The organism is Streptomyces humicola, assembly GCF_024436035.1.
GTDB lineage: Bacteria > Actinomycetota > Actinomycetes > Streptomycetales > Streptomycetaceae > Streptantibioticus_B > Streptantibioticus_B humicola.
In genome coordinates this window covers 677,389-695,841 of record NZ_JANFNG010000001.1, presented here as the reverse complement: position 1 = coordinate 695,841, position 18,453 = coordinate 677,389, and the positions used below count along the sequence as shown (strand labels likewise).

General features: G+C 71.9%; 13 protein-coding genes. 3 read left to right on the top strand and 10 right to left on the bottom strand.

Annotated features, from left to right (window positions below):
* Positions 1–38: 38 nt before the first annotated feature.
* The 3 genes from gad to NGB36_RS03230 all read right to left on the bottom strand — a co-directional run bounded on the left by gad (position 39) and on the right by NGB36_RS03230 (position 3,953).
* Positions 39–1,493 (bottom strand): glutamate decarboxylase, encoded by a 1,455-nt coding sequence (gene gad, locus NGB36_RS03240; protein ID WP_255918471.1) that lies wholly within the window; start codon positions 1,491–1,493, stop codon positions 39–41.
* A 117-nt stretch (positions 1,494–1,610) separates the two neighbouring features.
* Positions 1,611–3,071: a nucleobase:cation symporter-2 family protein gene (locus NGB36_RS03235; RefSeq protein ID WP_255918470.1), complete on the bottom strand. Its 1,461-nt coding sequence runs from the start codon at positions 3,069–3,071 to the stop codon at positions 1,611–1,613.
* A gap of 495 nt (positions 3,072–3,566) precedes the next feature.
* Positions 3,567–3,953 (bottom strand): hypothetical protein, encoded by a 387-nt coding sequence (locus tag NGB36_RS03230; protein WP_255918469.1) that lies wholly within the window; start codon positions 3,951–3,953, stop codon positions 3,567–3,569.
* A 217-nt stretch (positions 3,954–4,170) separates the two neighbouring features.
* On the opposite strand from NGB36_RS03230, the gene NGB36_RS03225 reads away from it, so the two are divergent.
* Together NGB36_RS03225 and NGB36_RS03220 are read left to right on the top strand one after the other, a co-directional pair.
* Entirely contained in the window at positions 4,171–6,291 is a 2,121-nt protein-coding gene (locus NGB36_RS03225; RefSeq protein ID WP_255918468.1) for an alpha-galactosidase, read from the top strand.
* Positions 6,292–6,381: 90 nt separating this feature from the next.
* The gene (locus NGB36_RS03220) at positions 6,382–7,836 is read left to right on the top strand and encodes a metallophosphoesterase family protein (protein ID WP_255918467.1); all 1,455 of its coding nucleotides are present in this window, start codon (positions 6,382–6,384) and stop codon (positions 7,834–7,836) included.
* Here the strand turns inward: NGB36_RS03220 and NGB36_RS03215 are convergent.
* A complete protein-coding gene (locus tag NGB36_RS03215) occupies positions 7,829–9,157 on the bottom strand; it encodes an MFS transporter (RefSeq protein ID WP_255918466.1) in 1,329 nt (442 codons plus the stop codon). The two genes, NGB36_RS03220 and NGB36_RS03215, sit on opposite strands and share 8 nt — an antisense overlap.
* Before the next feature lie 30 nt (positions 9,158–9,187).
* Here NGB36_RS03215 and NGB36_RS03210 point away from each other — a divergent pair, with 30 nt between their 5' ends.
* Positions 9,188–9,808 carry a Type 1 glutamine amidotransferase-like domain-containing protein gene (locus NGB36_RS03210; RefSeq protein WP_255918532.1) on the top strand — a complete coding sequence of 207 codons (621 nt, stop codon included), beginning with the start codon at positions 9,188–9,190 and terminating at the stop codon, positions 9,806–9,808.
* Between the two features lie 19 nt (positions 9,809–9,827).
* On the opposite strand, the gene NGB36_RS03205 is transcribed toward NGB36_RS03210, so the two are convergent.
* The 6 genes from NGB36_RS03205 to NGB36_RS03180 form a co-directional block, all read right to left on the bottom strand.
* A complete protein-coding gene (locus tag NGB36_RS03205) occupies positions 9,828–11,570 on the bottom strand; it encodes an MFS transporter (RefSeq protein ID WP_255918465.1) in 1,743 nt (580 codons plus the stop codon).
* Positions 11,567–12,808 (bottom strand): ATP-grasp domain-containing protein, encoded by a 1,242-nt coding sequence (locus NGB36_RS03200; protein ID WP_255918464.1) that lies wholly within the window; start codon positions 12,806–12,808, stop codon positions 11,567–11,569. The genes NGB36_RS03205 and NGB36_RS03200 overlap by 4 nt, the downstream gene beginning before the upstream one ends.
* A gap of 24 nt (positions 12,809–12,832) precedes the next feature.
* Positions 12,833–14,221 carry an aldehyde dehydrogenase family protein gene (locus tag NGB36_RS03195; RefSeq protein WP_255918463.1) on the bottom strand — a complete coding sequence of 463 codons (1,389 nt, stop codon included), beginning with the start codon at positions 14,219–14,221 and terminating at the stop codon, positions 12,833–12,835.
* Complete coding sequence (locus tag NGB36_RS03190; protein WP_255918462.1) at positions 14,218–14,793, bottom strand: cupin domain-containing protein; 576 nt, start codon at positions 14,791–14,793, stop codon at positions 14,218–14,220. Before NGB36_RS03190 ends, NGB36_RS03195 begins: the two co-directional genes overlap by 4 nt.
* 93 nt (positions 14,794–14,886) lie before the next feature.
* The gene (locus NGB36_RS03185; RefSeq protein WP_255918461.1) at positions 14,887–17,028 is read right to left on the bottom strand and encodes an AMP-binding protein; all 2,142 of its coding nucleotides are present in this window, start codon (positions 17,026–17,028) and stop codon (positions 14,887–14,889) included.
* Positions 17,025–18,452 carry a His/Gly/Thr/Pro-type tRNA ligase C-terminal domain-containing protein gene (locus NGB36_RS03180; protein WP_255918531.1) on the bottom strand — a complete coding sequence of 476 codons (1,428 nt, stop codon included), beginning with the start codon at positions 18,450–18,452 and terminating at the stop codon, positions 17,025–17,027. Before NGB36_RS03180 ends, NGB36_RS03185 begins: the two co-directional genes overlap by 4 nt.
* Position 18,453 lies beyond the last annotated feature (1 nt).

The following is an 18,453-nucleotide window of genomic DNA, read 5'->3' as shown; positions in this document are numbered from 1 at the left end:
GTCGCGCCGACCTCCGGCGCGACGGCGCAGCGGGGAGCTCAGGCGCTCGCCGGGGCGGCGGGCTTGGCGTCGGTGCGGCGCTCCGTGGTGGCGGCCTCGGTGCCGTGCGCGAAGGCACCGGCGTCGGTGACGTCGCGGTGCGGCTGCGCCTGTGCCTGCAGGCGGGGCAGGACGCGGCGCAGATCCTCGAGGAAGAGGTCGGCGAGGTCGTGTCCGAAGCCATTGCGGATGACGACGCGCAGCGCGGCGAGGTCGGTGCGGTTGTCGGGGAAGGTGTACGCCGGGACGAGCCAGCCGCGCTCGCGCAGGGCCGCGGAGACGTCGAAGACGGAGAAGTTGGTGATGTCGTCGTTGACGGTGAAGGCGAAGACGGGAAGCTCGCTGCCGTCGGTGAGGAGGGTGAACGGACCGATCTCGGCGATCTCCTTGGCGAGGCGCACGGCGACGTCACGGCAGGTCTGCTGGACGCGGCGGTAGCCCTCGAAGCCGAGGCGCAGGAAGTTGTAGTACTGCGCGATCACCTGGGCACCGGGCCGGGAGAAGTTGAGGGCGAAGGTCGGCATGTCGCCGCCGAGGTAGTTGACGTGGAAGACGAGGTCGTCGGGGAGCGCCTCCGCGTCGCGCCACAGCGCCCAGCCGACGCCCGGCATCACCAGGCCGTACTTGTGCCCGGAGGTGTTGATGGAGGCGACCCGCGGCAGGCGGAAGTCCCAGGCGAGGTCGGGGTCGAGGAAGGGGGCGATCATCGCGCCCGAAGCTCCGTCGACGTGGACGGGGACGTCGACGCCGGTGCGCTCCTGCAGTTCGTCGAGCGCGGCGGATATCTCGGCGACCGGCTCGTAGCTCCCGTCGAACGTCGAGCCGAGTACCGCGATCACGCCGATGGTGTTCTCGTCGCACAGGGCGGCCGCGCCCTCGGCCGACATGTGGTAACGGTTGCCCTCCATCGGGACGTACCGCGGCTCGACCTCGAAGTAGTCGGCGAACTTCTCCCAGCACACCTGGACGTTGATGCCCATCACGACGTTGGGGCGGTCGGCCGGCTTGCCCTCGGCGCGCCTGCGGTGCTGCCAGCGGCGCTTGAGCGCCAGACCCGCGAGCATCGCCGCCTCGCTGGAGCCGGTGGTGGAGCAGCCCACTGCCGCGTGTGCATCGGGTGCGTTCCACAGCTCGGCGAGCATGTGCACGCACCGCGCCTCGACCTCGGCGGTCTGCGGGTACTCGTCCTTGTCGATCATGTTCTTCTCGGCGCACTCGGCCATCAGCTGCTGGGCCTGGGGCTCGGCCCAGGTGCTGACGAAGGTGGCGAGGTTCAGCCGTGCGTTGCCGTCGAGCATGAGTTCGTCGTGGACGATCTGGTACGCCGTCTCCGGGTCCATGCCGTCGTCCGGCAGCTCGAACCGGGGAACATGGATCGGCTCCCGGCTGAAGACCGGGTTCACCCTCAGGTGAGTGCTGGCGTCGCGGTGGTGATGCGGGCGCTTGAGCGGCATGGGCGATATGTCCTTTTCGGTGATGCCGAACAGGGTCTTCGGCGGCCGTCGTGGCCGACATGCGGATTGCCTGTCGGCCACGACGGCTGCGCGCACCGCTCACCATAGGCCCTGCCGCTACGACGTCGCGGGGGCCTCTGTCTGAGCATCGTCCCCGGACACCGAGGTGAGGGCCTTATCCTTCTCCTCGCCCTCCTCCTTGTCCTCGTCCTCGCGCTCCTCGCGCTCCTCGCGGGGCATTCCCACCCCGAGGTGGTTGAAGAGGAGGTTGAGCGTGAAGGCGAGGATCACGGTGATGGTGATGGGGCTGCCGAAGATGGTCTGCGTCCAGCCGGGGAAGTTCTTGAAGAACACCTCGTTGCCGAACTGGTCGGTGGCGACTGCCGGCAGCATGCCCACGCCGAGCGAGACCGCGACCACCAGCAGGTTGTGGTTGCCCCGGAAGTCGACCTTCTTCAGGGTCTGGATGCCGACGGCGGTGACCATGGCGAACATCACCAGTGCCGCGCCGCCGACCACCATCTGCGGCACGGCGGCAACGAACGCGCCGACCTTCGGCACAAGTCCCATGACCAGCAGGACGACGCCCGCACCGGCGACCACCCAGCGGCTGCGCACGCCCGTCATCTGCACCAGGCCGACATTCTCGGCGTAGGCGGTGTCGGGGAAGGAGTTCATGCAGCCGCCGAGCACCGCCGAAAGGCCGTCGGTGGCAAGGCCGCGGGCGATGTCGGCTTCGGTGATCCTGCGGTCCGTCATCTCGGCCACCGCGAGCATGTCGGCGGTGGACTCGGTGTACGTCACCAGCATCACGATGCACATCGAGATGATCGCGGCGGCGTCGAACCGCGGCGCGCCGAAGTGGAACGGCGAGGAAATGCCGAACCACGGTGCGCTGGAGACCCCCTGCAGCTGGAACAGGTGCATCGGGATGGCGATGATGCTGCCGACCACGATCGCGAGCAGCGGGGCGATCTGGCCGAAGAAACCTCGCAGCGCCTTGCTGAAGACGACGATCATGGCGATCACGCCGAAGCCGAGCGCAATGTGCGAGATCTGGCCGTAGTCCTTGGCGCCGGTGTCCTCGCCCGCGATCATCCCGGCGCCTGGGCCTATCAGCGACAGGCCGATGATGGTGATCACGGTGCCGGAGACCAGCGGCGGGAAGTACTTGATCATCTTGGAGAACGGCTTGGCGATGATCAGGCCGAAGACCCCGGAGGCGAGCATGGCCCCGTAAACCGTCGGAAGACCGTGCTTGGCTGCGATGGTGATCATCGGGCTGACCACGGTGAACGTCGCGCCCGCGACGACCGGCAGCCGTACACCGAAGATCTTCGAGATGCCGACGGCCTGGATGATGGTGGCGATACCGGCGACCAGCAGGTCCGCGTTGACCAGCAGCGCGATGGTCTCATTGCTCAGCTTGAGCGCGCTGCCCACGATGAACGGAACGGCCACGGCGCCCGCGTACATGATGAAGACGTGCTGCAGGCTGAGGATGGCGAGCCGAGGAGGCGGGGGGACCTCGTCAACGGGGTGGATCTCGCCCGTACTGGACGACTGTGGCAACCGCATCGTTTCCTCCGGCGATTGAGGATTGAGCTACGAGAACATGTCGGAAGGACCCGCACGCAGGGGCCACGGCCTGCGGAGGGGTGGTGCGGGCGCCGCGGGGGGAGAAACCGGTACGGCGAAACGGAGAAGGGGAAGGGGGCGGGGGCGGGTGTGGCCTCGGACAGGGTGGTGTCGTCGTTGGCACCGAGTCGAAGCGTGACCATCGGGTGCGGGGGGCGTTGTTCCCCGCTGCAGCGGGGTGCCGACATCCGGGCTCGGTGGTGACCATGCGGCCGGAATCCGACCTGTGATGTGACAGAAAGTAAAGCCCCAGGTCAACAGCGAGTGCCATTGTGGATTCGCACATGAATCTGCCCGCGCCTACCCCTCGTTCTTGTAGGGTTCAACAAAATGTAGGAGAACGGTAACAGCGCAGCAACGGCGCAGGGCCCGGACATCGATGTCCGGGCCCTGCTCGTACCGACGACGGGCGTCACACCGCCCCGAGAGGCTCCCTCACCGCCAGGCTACGAAGCCGGACCGGGGGTGGAAGCCGCGGTGGTAGCCGTGGTCGTAACCATGATCGCGGGGCTCGTAACCATGGTCGCGGGGCTCGTAACCATGGTCGCGGTGGTCGTAACCGTGGTCGCGGTGGCGGTACCCGCGGCACCACCCGTGGTGGAAGCGGCGGCAGTGGTGGAAGCGGCGGCAGTGGTCACGCCAGCCCGGGCCGCCGTGCTCCCAGCCAGGGTGGCAGAACCAGTAGCCGTGGTCCGCGACGGCGATGGCGCTGCTCGCGGCATCGGCGGGAGCCTGCGCGCTCGCGGCCGCCGCCGAGCCGAAGAGTACGGCGACCGCAGCGGCGCCGGTGACGGCCGCCTTCCTGAGGAGGGTGCTCGACATTGCGTTTCCTTTCCGCGCCGGTCGATCCGGCACGTTCACAGGGAACCCCCGCACGGTCACCGGATTCCGCAGCGCATGCGGGGGTTTGGAAAACTCCCAGCCATTACCACTCGGAGGGTGGTACGCCACAAGCACCAATGGACTACGTAGCGCTCCCCGATATGCTGCGCGGCTGGCGCCTCCTCACGTCACCGCCCACCACCATCACGAGGACACCATGACGCAGCACCACGCCCCGCTGATCCTCACAGCAGGCGGCACCAGCCTCGTTCTCGACACCAGCGGACCGGCGCTGCCCCGAGTCCTCTACTGGGGTTCCGACTTGGGAACCACGGGACCGCACTCGGCAGCCGCCTTCGACGCGGTGAGCGCCGGGACGCCCGACGGATCGCTGACGCTGCTGCCGCTCCAGGGCGACGGCTGGGCGGGGCGGCCGGGCATCGCTGGCGACCGCGCCGGGATGTGGCCGCACCTGCGGCTGCGGCTCACCACGGCCATTGAACACGCGGCCCCTGCCGGCGGCGGTGCGGTCCTCACCGTGCATGCCGCCGACGAGGAGGCCGGGGTCGCCGTCCGCACCGAGCTGCGCCTGACCCCCGAAGGCGTCGTGCGCATCCGGCACACCGTCACCAACAACGGGCCCGGCTCATGGACGGTCGGCGCGGTGCGCGGCATCCTGCCCGTCCCCGAGGAGGCGGCGGAGCTGCTCGACCTCACCGGCCGCTGGGGCTTGGAACGGGTGCCGCAGCGCACGGCGTTCGGCTTCGGCACCCGCTCCCGTGAGAGTCGGAAGGGACGTCCCGGCCATGACGCGGCGACCGTGCTCGTCGCGGGCACGCCCGGATTCGGCTTCCGCCACGGGCAGGTGTGGGCGGCGCATGTGGCCTGGAGCGGCGACACCGAGCACTACGCGGAACGGTTCCCGGACACCACGGGCGTCCTGGGCGGCGGTGAACTGCCGGCCTCCGGTGAGATCCGGCTGGGCCCGGGCGAGCGCCACACGTCGCCGTGGGTGTACTTCGTCCACTCCGACCACGGGCTCGACGGCGTCAGCGACCGCCTCCACCGCCTGTTGCGCGCCCGCCCGAACCACCCGCGCGGGCCGCGCCCGGTCGTCCTCAACACCTGGGAGGCGGTCTACTTCGACCAGGACCTCGCCCGGCTGCGGCAGCTCGCCGACCGGGCCCAGCAGGTCGGCGTCGAGCGTTTCGTCCTCGACGACGGCTGGTTCCGCGGCCGGCGCGACGACACGGCGGGCCTCGGCGACTGGTACGTGGACGAGAAGGTGTGGCCCGACGGTCTCCATCCGCTGGTGGACCACGTCCGCTCGCTCGGCATGGAGTTCGGCCTGTGGGTGGAACCCGAAATGGTCAACCTGGACTCGGAACTGGCACGCCGTCACCCGGAGTGGCTGCTCGCGGCCGAGGGCCGGCTCCCCGCGCCCCACCGCAATCAGCACGTGCTGGACCTGGCCCGGCCCGAGGCCTTCGCCCACATCCGCGAACGGCTCGACGCGCTGCTCACGGAGTATCCGATCACCTACCTCAAGTGGGACCACAACCGGCCGCTCGTCGAGGCGGTCCACGACGGCGCGGCCGGCGTGCACCGGCAGACAAGGGCCGTCTACGCGCTGATGGACCAGCTCAGGGCGGCCCACCCCGGTCTGGAGATCGAATCCTGCTCCTCGGGCGGCGGGCGCGTCGACCTGGGGATCATCGAGCACACCGACCGGGTGTGGGCCTCCGACACCAACGACCCGATCGACCGTCAGCACATCCAGCGCTGGACGGGCCTGCTGCTGCCGCCCGAGCTGATCGGCAGCCACATCGGGCCGGCGACCGCCCATGTCACCCGGCGCACCACCCGGCTGAGCTTCCGCAGCGCGACGGCGCTGTTCGGGCACGCCGGCATCGAGTGGGACCTGACACAGTGCTCGACTGAGGAGCTCATCGAGCTCAAGGGGTGGGCGACGGCCTACCGGAGGCTGCGCGGGCTGCTGCACTCCGGGCGGACGGTGCGCGCCGACCACCCCGACCCGGCCGCTGTGCTGCACGGTGTCGTCGCCGAGGACGGCCGCCGCGCGGTCTTCGGCTACCTCCAGCTGGACAGCCCGGTGGCGAGCTCGCCGGCGCGGCTGCGGTTGCCCGGGCTCCGCGACGACCTCGACTACCGGATCGCGCTCTGCCCCGAGCTGCCCGTGCCCGAGAAGGTGACGGGCCCCCTCGTGGACGGCGCCGTCACGCTGCCCGGCCGGGTACTGGCGGCGGTCGGGCTCGCCGTTCCCCGGCTGGACCCGGCCGACGCACTGGTGTTTGAGATCGAGGTTGCGCAGGGGTGACCGCCGGTCGGCCTCGGGCCGGGCGATTGTCGCCGTAACGGCGGGCGGCGGCCTTCCGGTGTTCACCTGGCCGTCGCATACTCAGCGGACATGGACTGCTGCTCGCCCTCCCGCCGTCAGGCCCTGCTGTGGGCCGGAGTCGCGGCCGCGCCGCTCGCCTTCGCCGCCGCGGAGCCCGGCGCTGCGGCCGCTGCCATGCCGAAGGATGCGCTGCTGGTGACGGACGCCGAGGTGGTGACCGTCACCGACAGCAGCGTGGTGATCACTTGGTTCACCGGCTCGGCGACGCAGACCGACCGCTACGGCGCGCCTGCACCCGTCCCCGCCGACACCGAGCTGCTGCTCGGTGAACCGGGCAACCCCGGCTCGACGCGGACGGTGTACCACGACACCGCACCCACGGCCTTCCACCACGCGGAGGTGCACGGCCTGGACCCCGGGCGCACCTATGCATTCACCGCCCGGTCGGCCGGCCAGGACGCCCAGCAGTCCACGCTGCAGTTCCCCGGCACCGGCGGCTCGTCGGACGCGCCCGGGGTCTTCACCACGCTCCAACCCCCGCCCGGGCGCTACCTGTTCACCCTCGCGCTCTCCAACGACCTGCACATGGGCGAGCAGACCGCCGGCATCATCACCGGCAACTGGCCGCCCGCCTTCCAGCAGGACCCGGGCCTGCCCCCCTACCCCGAGGTCATGCTGGAGGCGCTGCTCGACGATCTGCGCAAGCCCGACCGCGGGGCTGAGGTGCTGCTGGTCGCGGGCGACCTGACGTCCGAGGCGAAGCCGGGGGACGTGGCACGGGTCCGCCAACTACTCGACGGCTGGGGCACGTTGGGCACCGACTACTTCGTGGCACGCGGCAACCACGACCGGCCGCACGTCGGGGCCGACTACGCGGCGTGCACGCCGATACCGTACGCCACCGACCATCACGACTGCTGGGGCGACGTCTTCCCGTACCCGCGGCAGACGCTGTCGGTGCACCAGGTCGGCGGACTGCGCATCGTCGGTCTCGACACCACCACGCTCGACGCGGCCGGCGGAACGCTCGACGACGGCCAGCTCGCCGACCTCGCCGCCGAACTGCGCCGCGACAAGGACCGGCCCACGCTCCTCTTCGGCCACCACCCCGTCACCTACGAGTCAGCGGTCACGACGGCGGCCGGACCGGCGTTCGACCTCGACCAGACGAAGGCACGGCAGTTGGAGGCGCTCTACCACCGCACCCCCGGCGTCTTCCTCCACCACAGCGGGCACACCCACCGCAACAAGCGCACCTTCATGGAGGAGAGCCAGTCGGTGGAGTTCCTGGAGGTGGCGGCCACCAAGGAGTACCCGGGCGGCTGCTCCCTGGTGCGGGTCTTCACCGGCGGCTACCAGGTGAACTTCTACAAAACCCGCGCCGACCTCGCCCGGCAGTGGAGCCAGCGCACCCGCGGCGAATACTACGGGATCTGGCCCCACTACACCCTCGGCACCATCGCCGACCGCAACCACACCGTCGTCCGCGACCTGTCCGGCCTGACAGCTCTGCGACCTAGGTGAGCGCCCCGGCGGTGACGTCGGCGGCCTGCAGGGGGCTGCCCGCCGGGGCCCGCGGGTCCTCCAGGCTCTGCCCCAGCGTCTCGGGTGCGCGCACCGCCGCTGTCACGGTGAGCGCGGACAGCACCAGGAAGTAGCCGCACACCAGCCACGGTTGTCCCCCCGCCGCCAGGCACAAGGACGCGGCGAGCAGCGGCAGCAGGCCACCGCCGAGTACGGCACCGGCCTGGTAGCCGAGGGCTGCGCCGCTGAAGCGGACGTCGGTACGGAACAGCTCGCTGAACCACGCTGCCAGCGGCCCGAACATCGCGTCGTGGAAGACGTTCACGCCGACGACCACGCCCAGCACGATCACCGCCGGCGAACGCGCCTCGACCAGCAGGAAGAACGGTGCGATGTACAGCGCGCTGCCGAGTGCGCCGAAGAGGAAGACCGGCCGCCGGCCCACACGGTCCGACAGCGCTCCCCAGGCCGGGGTGGTCAGCAGGCTCAGGGCGGCACTGACGCTGACGGCCAGGACGCCGACGGTCGCTGCGCCGGGTACCCGCCGCAGCGTCAGGTAGTACAGCACGAAGACGGTGTAGAAATAGGAGGCCGCGGTCTGGGAGATGCGCATCCCCACGGCCTGCAGCAGCGCCGCACGGTGGTGGCGTACGACGGTCCGCAGCGGCCGCGCCGTCCGCTCGGCGGCCCGGTAGAGCGGCGGTTCCGGCACGGTGGAGCGGATCACGAGGCCGACCGCGATCAGGACGAGGCCCGCGAGGAAGAGCACCCGCCATCCCCAGACCAGGAACGCATGCCGATCGAGCAGCGCCTGCGTGAGAGCGAACCCGCCGGAGGAGAGCAACAGGCCGAGCGAGGAGCCGGAGTTCACCACGCTCCCCCACAGGCCGCGCCGCCCCGCCCCGGCAATCTCCACCGTGAGCACGGAGGCGCCGCCCTGCTCCCCGCCGACCGCGAACCCCTGCACCAGACGGAGCGCCACCAGCAGTGCCGGAGCGGCCAGCCCGGCCTGACGGTACGTCGGCAGGACACCGACGAGAGCGGAGCCGAGTCCCATGAGGAAGAGCGTCACGACGAGGACGGGCTTGCGGCCCACCCGGTCCCCGAGATGACCGGCGACGGCGGCGCCCAGCGGCCGGGCGACGAACCCCACCGCGTACGTGCCGAAGGAGGCCACGACGGCGGCCGCTGCAGGGAGTTGTGAGTAAAATAGCTGATTGAACACCAAGGCTGCGGCGGTGCCGCAGAGGTAGAAGTCGTACCACTCGACGGCACTGCCGATCATGCCGGCAATGGCGACGCGTCTGGCGGTGGAGTCCACTCAATCCTCCCTAGGGGCGTTTGCGTGCGCATGTATCTCTCGTCGTGGCGGCTTGGTCTGCGCCCGGAACGCCTGCTGGAGCTGCTGCCGGACGGTGGGCCGGCCGCCGTCGTGCCCAACGCCCTTGACGCCGAGCCGGAGCCGGTCCGCGAGGAGGGCATCGCCCGCGAGGTGGCGGCGCTGCGCGGGCTGGGCATCGATTCCGACGTGCTCGACCTCGGCGACTACGCCGGGCGGCCCGAACGGCTGGCGGACCGGCTGCAGCACTACCGGATGATGTGGGTCCGCGGCGGAAACGTCTTCGTGCTGCGTCACGCGATGGCCCGCAGCGGCGCGGAAGCGGTGCTCGCCGAGGCGATGGCTTCCGATGCGCTGGTGTACTCCGGCTACAGCGCCGGCTGCTGCGTGCTGGCACCCAGCCTGCGCGGTCTGGAACTGGTGGACGATCCGGAGCAGGTTCGCAAGCGGTTCGGCGCCGAACCGCGGTGGGACGGGCTCGGGCTGCTCGACTACATGATCGTGCCGCACCACCGCTCCGCGCACCCGGAGAGCGAGCGCATCGAACTGGTGGTGCGCCGGCTGGCCGGCGACGGAGTTGCGCACCGGACGCTGCGGGACGGCGAGGAGATCGTCGTCGACACCACATCCTGATCGGGCATCGGCGACGGCACTACCGCACGGCGGCATCCTCGTCCTCCGTGGTCCCGGCGCGGACGAGGAAGTGTTCGGCGGGCACCATGACGAAGACGGCCGATGCCCGCGCGGCGACCGGCGCGTCCGGCGCGCCCACCCGGAGCTCGGCGGCGACGTGGATGCGCCGGCCCTGGGTGCTAGTGCAGCTCGCCCGTACGTGGACGGGGATGCTGAGCCGCACCGGAGCCAGGTACTCCACCTCAAGCCGGCCGGTCACGTTCGGTCGCCGGTGGGCCCGCCACACGGCGAGGCTGGTCGCCTCGTCGAGGACCGCGGCGACGATGCCGCCGTGGGCGATGCCGGGCGCCCCCTGATGGTCCTGATGCAACGTCAGTTCGGCGGTGATGCCATGTTCGTCGGCATGCGTGGTGCGCAGCCGCAGCCCGGACGAGGCCCGGGTGCCGCAGGCGAAGCACGCGGGGTGATCGGGCAGGTGCGGCAGCGGCACCTGCGGCTCAGCCGGCGCCGGTGCAGGCACGGCTGCCGGAGCAGGCGGTTCGGCGGGGCCACGGTGCCGTTCCAGGGAGCGCAGCACGGGAGCGGCGAGCAGCCCGCACACGGTGAACAGTGCGGCGAGCACCAGCCAGCCGGCGTCCTTCAACTGCAGCAGGGCGGTGATCAGCAGCGGGCCCAGGATGCTCTGCGCGGTGACACCCAGGTTGAACACCGCCAGGTACTCGGCCCGCCTGCCCTGCGGAGCGTGGTCGACCGGCAGCCCCCAGGCGGCGATCGACTGCCACAGCTCGCCGCCGGTGAGCAGCACCATGGCGGCTACCAGCAGGACGACCGCGCCCGCCCGCCCCAGGTGCCCGGTGACGGCCAGCAGCACACAGCACCCGGTGAGCGAGGCCGCCGCCCAGCGCATCACGCGGCGGGTACGGCCCCGCTGCTCGGCGCCGCGGGCGAGCCACACCTGCAGGCCCACCGCGAGCACGGTGTTGAGCGCGAACAGCAGCGGTACGAGCACCAGCGGGGCGCGCGTGTGCTGGACGATCCACAGCGGCAGCCCCACTGACAGCAGCGTGGTGTGCAGCACCAGGACGGCGTTGAGCCCGGTGACGACGAGGAAGCGGCCGTCGCCCAGGCCACGGGGCAGCCAGGTGCGGCGCGGAGCCGCAGTCGCGGGCCGCGGCGTGGCTCCGGGCAGACGCCGCAGCAGCAGCGCGGCGACGACGAACGAGACGGCGTTGCCGAGCAGCATCGCCCGCAGCATCCACAGCGCCTGGCCGGCGAGGAGTGCCGTGGCAAGCAGCGCGCCGCAGGCGTACCCGGCGTTGCGCACAGTGCGGATCGCGGCCATGGCCTTGACCTGGGCGCTGCCGCGCATCAGATCGGCCACCACGGCCTGGATCATGGGCGGGGCGGAACGCTCGGCGACGGCCAGTAGGGAGCACACGGCCGTGAAGGCGACCGGTCCGTGCACGTAGGCGAGCAGGGTGAACTGGACGGCGAGCCACAGCTGCAGGCCGATGAGGACCCGGCGGGCGCCGCAGCGGTCGCCCAGCAGCCCGATGGGCACGGTGGTGAGGAAGCCGGCGCAGCCGGCCACGGCGAGCCCGATGCCCAGTTGAGTGGCGGTCAGGCCGACGCCGCGTACGAAGTACACCGTGGCGCCGGCGAGGTAGAGCCCGGTGCCGATGGAGTCCAGCAGCGACACCACCGCGAACGCCCGGCCCGGCCCGGCGGGCGGCATCGTGCTGAACCGGCTGAGGAGGCTCATGACAGGTACAGCCCCTTGTCGCGCTCCAGGGTGCGGATGTGCGCGTAGTCGTCCTCGACGGGTCCTGCGGAGTCGGCGACCAGGTAGACCACGCCCGGGGAGGAGGCGAGGTCGATGGTGCGGGGCACCGCGCCGCCGGCGGAGATCCGGCTGATGAGACCGTCGAAGGTGGTCAGGGAGCGCATGGTGTCCTGCCACGTGGCGGCGGCTGCGGTGCCCGGGTGGTGGCTGATGAGCGAGACGTAGCGGATGTTCTTCGACCAGGTGACGGCGGTGTCGTCGAAGGCGTCGAACGCGTCCGGGTCGGTGAGGGAGTCGGCGAGCAGGTGGACGTGGGAGACACCGGCGTAGTCGCGCGAGATGCGGGGCAGCACGCCGCCGCCGAGCCGAGCGCCGGTCTCGAGGAGGACGGGACCTCGTTCGGTGACGCGCAGTTCGCTGTGGGCGGCGCCGTTGGCGATGCCGAGAGCGGTCAGGACATCCTTGATGTACGGGGCGGCTGCGACGGCGACGGGATCGTCGACGGGGACGGGCTCCTGGTAGTCGTACAGCGGGGCACCGTCGGGGCCGGTGCGGCGCACCGAGCGCCAGATCTCGGCGACCTTGTGGACGCCGCCCAGGGACACGGTGTTGACGTAGTACTCCTCGCCGTCGAGGTACTCCTGCACGAGCGCGGTGCGGTTGGGCTCGCCGAAGAAGTTCGGCTCGTCGAGCACGGCCTGGCAGGCGGCGGCCACCTCGGTGGCCGTCCGGCAGATCCGTACGTTGTCGGTGCCGGCACTCGACTGCGGCTTGACCACGACCGGACGTTCGGAGCGGCTGGTGAACCAGGCCACCGCTTCCTGCGGGGTGGCCGCGGAGATGTCCTCGGCGGTGGCGAGACCGGCGGCGCGCAGCGCGCGGGCCATGGCAGCCTTGACGCGCCGGGCGTGGGCCAGGGCGATGCGGTTGCCGGGCAGCTCGAGGAGGTGGTTGAGCTGATCGGCGAGGACCACGCCGGACTCGGTGCCGGCTACGACCCGGTCCACCGACAACTCGGCGAGCTTGGTGGCGGTCTCCTGCAGCACCGCCGACGACCAGCCCAGGTCGTAGGTGTAGGCGGCGGCCTTGAAGGCGCGGGCGTACACCTTGGGCGGGTTCTTCTGGCTGCGGATGTGGATGCAGGATGCTCCGCGCCGCCTCAGCTCCTCGACCAGGAACCGGGCGGTCGAGAAGCCGTCAACGATGCCGATTCTCATGGGGGTCGTCCTTCGTCGTACGGGTCATGGCGTAGAGGGCCACCGCAGGCGGGCCGTGATCGTCTTGGGGCGCCGGTAGTCGCGGAGCGCCAGGATGCTCAGGTCGGTGCCCTGGCCGGAGGCGCCGCGGCCGCCGTGCGGAAGCTCTGCGGTCTGGGCGAGGTGGCAGTTGAGCCACACCTCTCCGGCGTCCAGGCGGCGGGCAAGGGCGAGGCCCCGGTCCAGGTCTGCGGTCCACACGCTCGCGGCCAGGGCCTGCTCCACCGAGCCGGCGAGCTGCACCGCGTGCTCCTCGTCCTTGGCTTGTTGGACCGTCAGCAGCGGGCCGAAGACCTCCTCGGCGAGCGCGGGACTGTCCTCGGGCAGGTCGGCGAGGACGGTGGCACCCCGCCAGTAGCCGTTCTCCTCGCCGGGGGCCGTGGCGGGGGGAGCCGTCTCGGTGCGGCCGGCGCCGGAGGCTGCCACGATACGGTCGTAACGGGCCGCCTGGTCGGCGTTGTTGAGGGGGCCGAACTCCCGCCCGGCGCGGCGCGCGGCCATGGCCTCGCCGAGCGCGTCCACGGCGTCGTGGTAGTGGCCGGCCAGGGTGATCACGCGGGCGGGCGCTGCGCAGCTCTGGCCGGCGTTGTAGGTGCAGGCGGCGGCGAGGTCGGCCCAGGTGTTCTCGGGCGCGTCCGGCAGCACGACGACGGGGCTGTTGCCGCCGAGTTCGAGGCTGGTGTGGCGGGTTCCGGCGCGTGCGGCGACCTGGGCGCCGGCCCGAGCGCTGCCGGTGAAGGCGATCATGTCGACGGCGCTGTCCACCAGCAGGCGGCCGGTCTCCCTGTCTCCCGGCAGGCACTGCAGCACCCCCTCCCCCAGGGCCTCCTGGGCGTGCTCGGCGAGCAGGACCGCCGAGTCGGGGGTGGTCTGGGCCGGTTTGACGACGACGCTGTTGCCTGCGGCGAGTGCGGGGGCACACCGCCAGGCGGCCATCATCAGCGGGTAGTTCCAGGGCACGATCACGGCGACGGTGCCGTACGGTTCCCAGCGCACCCAACTCTCGTGGCCGGGCAGCAGTCCGCCCGCGGCCGGGGCGGTGCCGGCGCGCGCGGCCCCGGCGTAGAAGCGGAACAGGTCGGCCGCCTCGGCGACCTCATGGGCGATCTCGGCCTCCGGCTTGCCGGTGCCGGCCCGCTCGCGGGCGATGTAGGCGCCGGCGTGCCCGTCGAGGGCGTCCGCCAGCCCCTGCAGCCGGTCGGCGCGTTCGCGGGGGGTGCGGGCCCGCCACGCGGCGGACGCCCGGCGGGCCGCCACCACTGTGGCGGCGACCTGCGGGGCACGGCCGTTCGGGGACCGGCCGCGGACCCGTCCGGTGCGCGGGTCGCGCAGCAGCAGGGCCTCCGCCGGGTCGCCGGGCGCCTGTGTGGTCACCGCGCGCTCCCGGTGACGCAGTCGCGGCACGGACAGTGCGGGCACCCCGACGTGTGCAGCCGGTGCGGCGCGAAAGCGGAGACGTCGCAGATCAGGCAGGTGAGGTCGCCGTCCGGGGCGATGACCTCCTCGTAGGGCACGGGAGCCATCCGGTCCTCGGCGTCGATGGCCTTGTGCGGCGAGCCCACGGCGAGGATCACGTGGTCGGTGATGGCGCCGACCGCGTGCGGCACTTCACCCTCGACGAGGTAGACCTGGCCGGCGCGGGTGTGGTGGATGCGCCCGTCGTAGGTGATGGTGCCCTCACCGCCGACGACGATCAGGATGTGGTGGCCGGGGTGGGTGTGCGGGGAGAAGCCGGCGCCGGCGGGCAGCCGGAGCACGTCCGCGCCGAGGGCGCCGTTGGAGACCAGCGCCTGCCCTGTGGCGTCCGCGCCGTGCACGTTGGCCGGTCGTTCCCCGTGGTCGACGAGGAGCAGCGTCGAGTCGGGCTCGATGAAGCTCTTCGCCCAGTCGACGATGGTCAGTTCGGCGAGCTCGTTCCCGACGGCCTGTGGCATGACGTTCGTCATGTCGTTCGTCCTTCCTCGATGTCGCACTCGGTGTGGCGCGGCCCGTGGGGTCCGGTGCCGCCGGAGTATGCGGGCGTCGGCCCGCGGTCGTGCTCAGCCGGAGGGCCGGCTGCCCCATACGACGCCGCCCAGGTCGTGCGGCCCGGCGCGGAGTGCGGAGAATCCCAGGTCGCGCAGGCCTGCCGCTTCGAAGAGGGCGAGCCACTCCCAGCGGCTGCGGAAGCCACCGCGGTCCCACCAGCCGTCGAAGAGGCAGAAGAGCGGGTCGAGCGCCCACGGGGTCCCGTCGGGCGCGGTGGGGCTCGTGCCTTCCGCGAGCACCAGCCGGCCGCCGGGTCTCAGCAGGCCGTACAGGTTCCGCAGCGCGGCGGGCTTGTCGGCCACGCAGTGCACGACGTTGGTGGCCACGACGGTGTCGAACCCGCCCAGGCCGGAGGGGGGTTCGTGGTCGAGGTCGAGGACGATGCCGCGTCCTGGCCATCCGCCCCGGGCCACCAGCTGGGGGACGCGGTCGGACCAGACGAACTCGCCGCCGACCCGTTCGGCGATGCGGGCGGTCGTGTTGCCCACGCCCGATCCCACCTCCAGAACCCGGCCCGACAGCAGCCCGCCCGCGTCGAGCACCCGCTCCACGAGTTCCGCGTAACGGCCCATCGGCCATTCGCACATCAGCCGCTTCCACAGGCCTCGGTGACGCTGCATCACCTCGTCGCCTGCGAGGGCCCCCGCGGCCAGCTGCGGCCATGCCTCCACCAGCGCGTCGAGGGCGTCGTGCGCGGCGGTACGAGGTGCGCTCCCGCTCGTGGCGGTGCCGGTGCCATGGCCGGTGGTGTCGCCGGGCGCGGCCTGCGCCAGCGCCAGGGACTGCCGGTACAGACAGGCGGCCTGTGCGGTGGCAGGCCGGACACCGGAGGCGAGCATGGCGCGGGCGGCACCGGCCGCGTAGCGCAGGAGGTCGTCGTAGCGTTGTGGGCTGTCGCGCAGCGCGGCGAGGCCGCGGCCCATGGCGGTGCGCTGCGGCTTGCCGGTTCCGGTGGCGAGATAGCCGCCGGTGGCGACGGCCAGCGGGCGCGGGAAGCCGCCCTCGTACACGGCGCGCAGCCGTTCGGCGGAGGCGCCCGGGGCGACCAGGCCGAAGTCCTGCCCGTACACCGGCTCCTGCACGGCGACGGCGGCCGCCTTCCCCGTAAGCCCGCGCTCCCGCCAGCGCTGTTCGATGTCGACGGGGTGGTATTTCTCGCCGCCGCGGTTGACGCGTTCGTCCGCGCGGCCGCTGAGCACCAGGAAGCCGTCGCGCAGTTCACCCAGGTCGCCGGTGCGCAGCCAGCCGTCGTCGGTGAGGACGCGCGCGGTGGCCTGCGGGTCGTCCCAGTAGCCGCGCATCCTGTCGGGGGTGCGGATCCACACCTCGCCGTCCTCCAGGTGCAGTTCGGTGCCCGGCAGGGGGAGGCCGACGGGCGGCCTGCGGTCCAGGTACTGGTCACGGAAGTCGGCCTCGTCCAGCCGCGGCATGGTGAAGCTGAAGTTGACGGCCTCGGTCAGGCCGTACCCCTGGCGCAGCCGGGGCCCGTAGTGGCGGTGGAAGCGGCGCGCCAGGTCGCTGGTGAGCGGGGCGGACGCGGTGACGAGGTAGTCCAGCGTCTCGGGCCACGGCGGACGGGCCTCGACCAGCTCGTGCAGCAGCGCGGGGGCGATGGAGGCGGTGCGGGCGCGGTGGGTGTCCAGCTCCTTGAGGTAACGGTGCGGGTCGAAGGGGTGGCTGAGGATCAGCGGGGTGCCCGTGGCCCGGGTGCCGATGAGCGACAGCACGATGGCGTTGCAGTGGTGGAGGGGCAGGCACGTGCCGTGCGGCCGGTCCGGGGAGAAGCGGTGCAGCTCGGCGGTCTTGAGGGCGTTGCCGAGCACGGCGTCGCGGCCGAGCTTGACGCCCTTGGGCTGCCCGGTGGATCCGGAGGTGAACAGCAGCAGGGCGAGACCGTCGGCCTCCGGGTGCGCCGGGTCGCCGGGCAGCGGGCGGGGGGTGAGCCCTGGTCCGTCGAGGAGGAGGGAGGCACCTGACCGGTCGGCGACGGAGGCGAGTTCACGGTCGGTGCTGCGCGGTGCGAGCGGTACGCAGACCAGGCCCAGGTCCATCGCGGTGCCGAGGGCATCCGCCGATGCCGGGCCGCCTGCGCAGCGGAGCACGACGCGCGCGCCGGCCGGCAGCGCGGCGAGGGCGCCCTGCCACGCGCTCACCGCGCACCCCTGTTCCGCGGGCGCAGGGTCTTGACGACGGGGGGTGCGGCGGCCCGGTTCGGGGTGGCCGGACGGCACCGCTGCCAGCGCGGCATCCGGTCGGCGAGGAAGGCGTGGTAGTCCGTGTGGACCGACCGCCCGGCGGAGGTCTGGATGCGCGGCGCATCGGTTAGTTCACGGTCGCCGACGACGCAGACCAGTGGCTGCCAGGCACGGCGCAGGCGGGCGATCCGGGCCCCCGTGGAGCGGTGGAAGTCGCAGTCGACGGCGGTACGCACGCCCTGCTCGCGCAGTGGCTCGGCGAGAGCGTTGGCCCGGTCGGTGTGGCGTTCGTGCAGCGGGAGGAACTGCAGCTGGATGGCGGCGAGTTCGGGCGGAAGCAGCTGCGGCGTGAGGCCGGCCAGTCCGCGTCCGATGACCAGCGGCAGCATCCGGGAGCCGCCCATCGCCACGCAGGCGTGGATGACGACGGGGTGGCCGCCGTCGTCGGTGCGGATGTTGAAGCGTTCGGCGTTCACCTCGTCCAGCTGCAGGTTGTGCAGCATCACGTTGTCATAGCCGGCCGACACCAGGATCGCGGTCTTCTGCGCGTAGTACTTCGGGTGGGCGCTCAGCCTTCGGACCACGGTCAGGCCCCGGGCGGCCTTGGCGACCTGGCGGTAGAACCCGTCGTCGTCGTGGGGGGTGCCGGCGACGGAGTCCAGCACGTGCAGGTAGTCGCCCCCGAACCAGAAGGAGGTCGATTCGGCGGCGAGAGCGAGCGCGTGCAGGTACTGCTCGGCGGCGTCCGCCGGACGGGTCCAGATGTGCACGTCGGGGACGGTGAACTGCAGGCGGCGCTGGATGTTCACCTCGCCGGAGCGGAAGTTGCGGAAGACAGGCTGCGGGCTGTACATGGCGTACGGAAGCCGGGCCGTGTCGAGGACACTGTCGGCGAGCCAGGCGAACAGGTTGGGGTCGGCCGCGTAAGCGAGCCGCAGCCGGTCGTCGTGGCCGGCGAGGGCGAACATCCGGTTCTGTGCGGCGTACTGGGCCGTCAGCTCGGCGGTGGCGGGCGCGGAGTTGTCGAAGACCAGCGGGAAGTGGACGGCGTTGACGTCGAGGGCGGCCAGGTGCTCGTTGTTGAACGCCTCGACGCCCGCCTCGAAGACGGCGCCGTGCGGCAGCGTCGTCAGGAAGCCGCGGGGCACGCCGCGGCGGCTGACCAGGCCGAGGGTCTCGGCGGTCGTCATGACATCATTGCGGCGGCAGCGGGTCACGCTGCCGTCCGCGCCGCCGTCACCCGTTCCGGCCTCGCCCGCCGACATCCGCAGCGCTGAGTTGCCCGGGTCGAGCGTCGCGGCGACGACTGGATACTCCTCCTCCGGGCCCGACCACACCACTGAGCCCGAGTCGTCCAGGACACGGACGTCCACAACTCGCACG

What these genes read in the sequence shown, in the direction of transcription:
- gad (WP_255918471.1), bottom strand. Translation starts at nt 1,493, where the DNA reads ATGCCGCTCAAGCGCCCGCATCACCACCGCGACGCCAGCACTCACCTG.
- NGB36_RS03235 (WP_255918470.1), bottom strand. Translation starts at nt 3,071, where the DNA reads ATGCGGTTGCCACAGTCGTCCAGTACGGGCGAGATCCACCCCGTTGAC.
- NGB36_RS03230 (WP_255918469.1), bottom strand. Translation starts at nt 3,953, where the DNA reads ATGTCGAGCACCCTCCTCAGGAAGGCGGCCGTCACCGGCGCCGCTGCG.
- NGB36_RS03225 (WP_255918468.1), top strand. Translation starts at nt 4,171, where the DNA reads ATGACGCAGCACCACGCCCCGCTGATCCTCACAGCAGGCGGCACCAGC.
- NGB36_RS03220 (WP_255918467.1), top strand. Translation starts at nt 6,382, where the DNA reads ATGGACTGCTGCTCGCCCTCCCGCCGTCAGGCCCTGCTGTGGGCCGGA.
- NGB36_RS03210 (WP_255918532.1), top strand. Translation starts at nt 9,188, where the DNA reads ATGTATCTCTCGTCGTGGCGGCTTGGTCTGCGCCCGGAACGCCTGCTG.
- NGB36_RS03205 (WP_255918465.1), bottom strand. Translation starts at nt 11,570, where the DNA reads ATGAGCCTCCTCAGCCGGTTCAGCACGATGCCGCCCGCCGGGCCGGGC.
- NGB36_RS03200 (WP_255918464.1), bottom strand. Translation starts at nt 12,808, where the DNA reads ATGAGAATCGGCATCGTTGACGGCTTCTCGACCGCCCGGTTCCTGGTC.
- NGB36_RS03190 (WP_255918462.1), bottom strand. Translation starts at nt 14,793, where the DNA reads ATGACGAACGTCATGCCACAGGCCGTCGGGAACGAGCTCGCCGAACTG.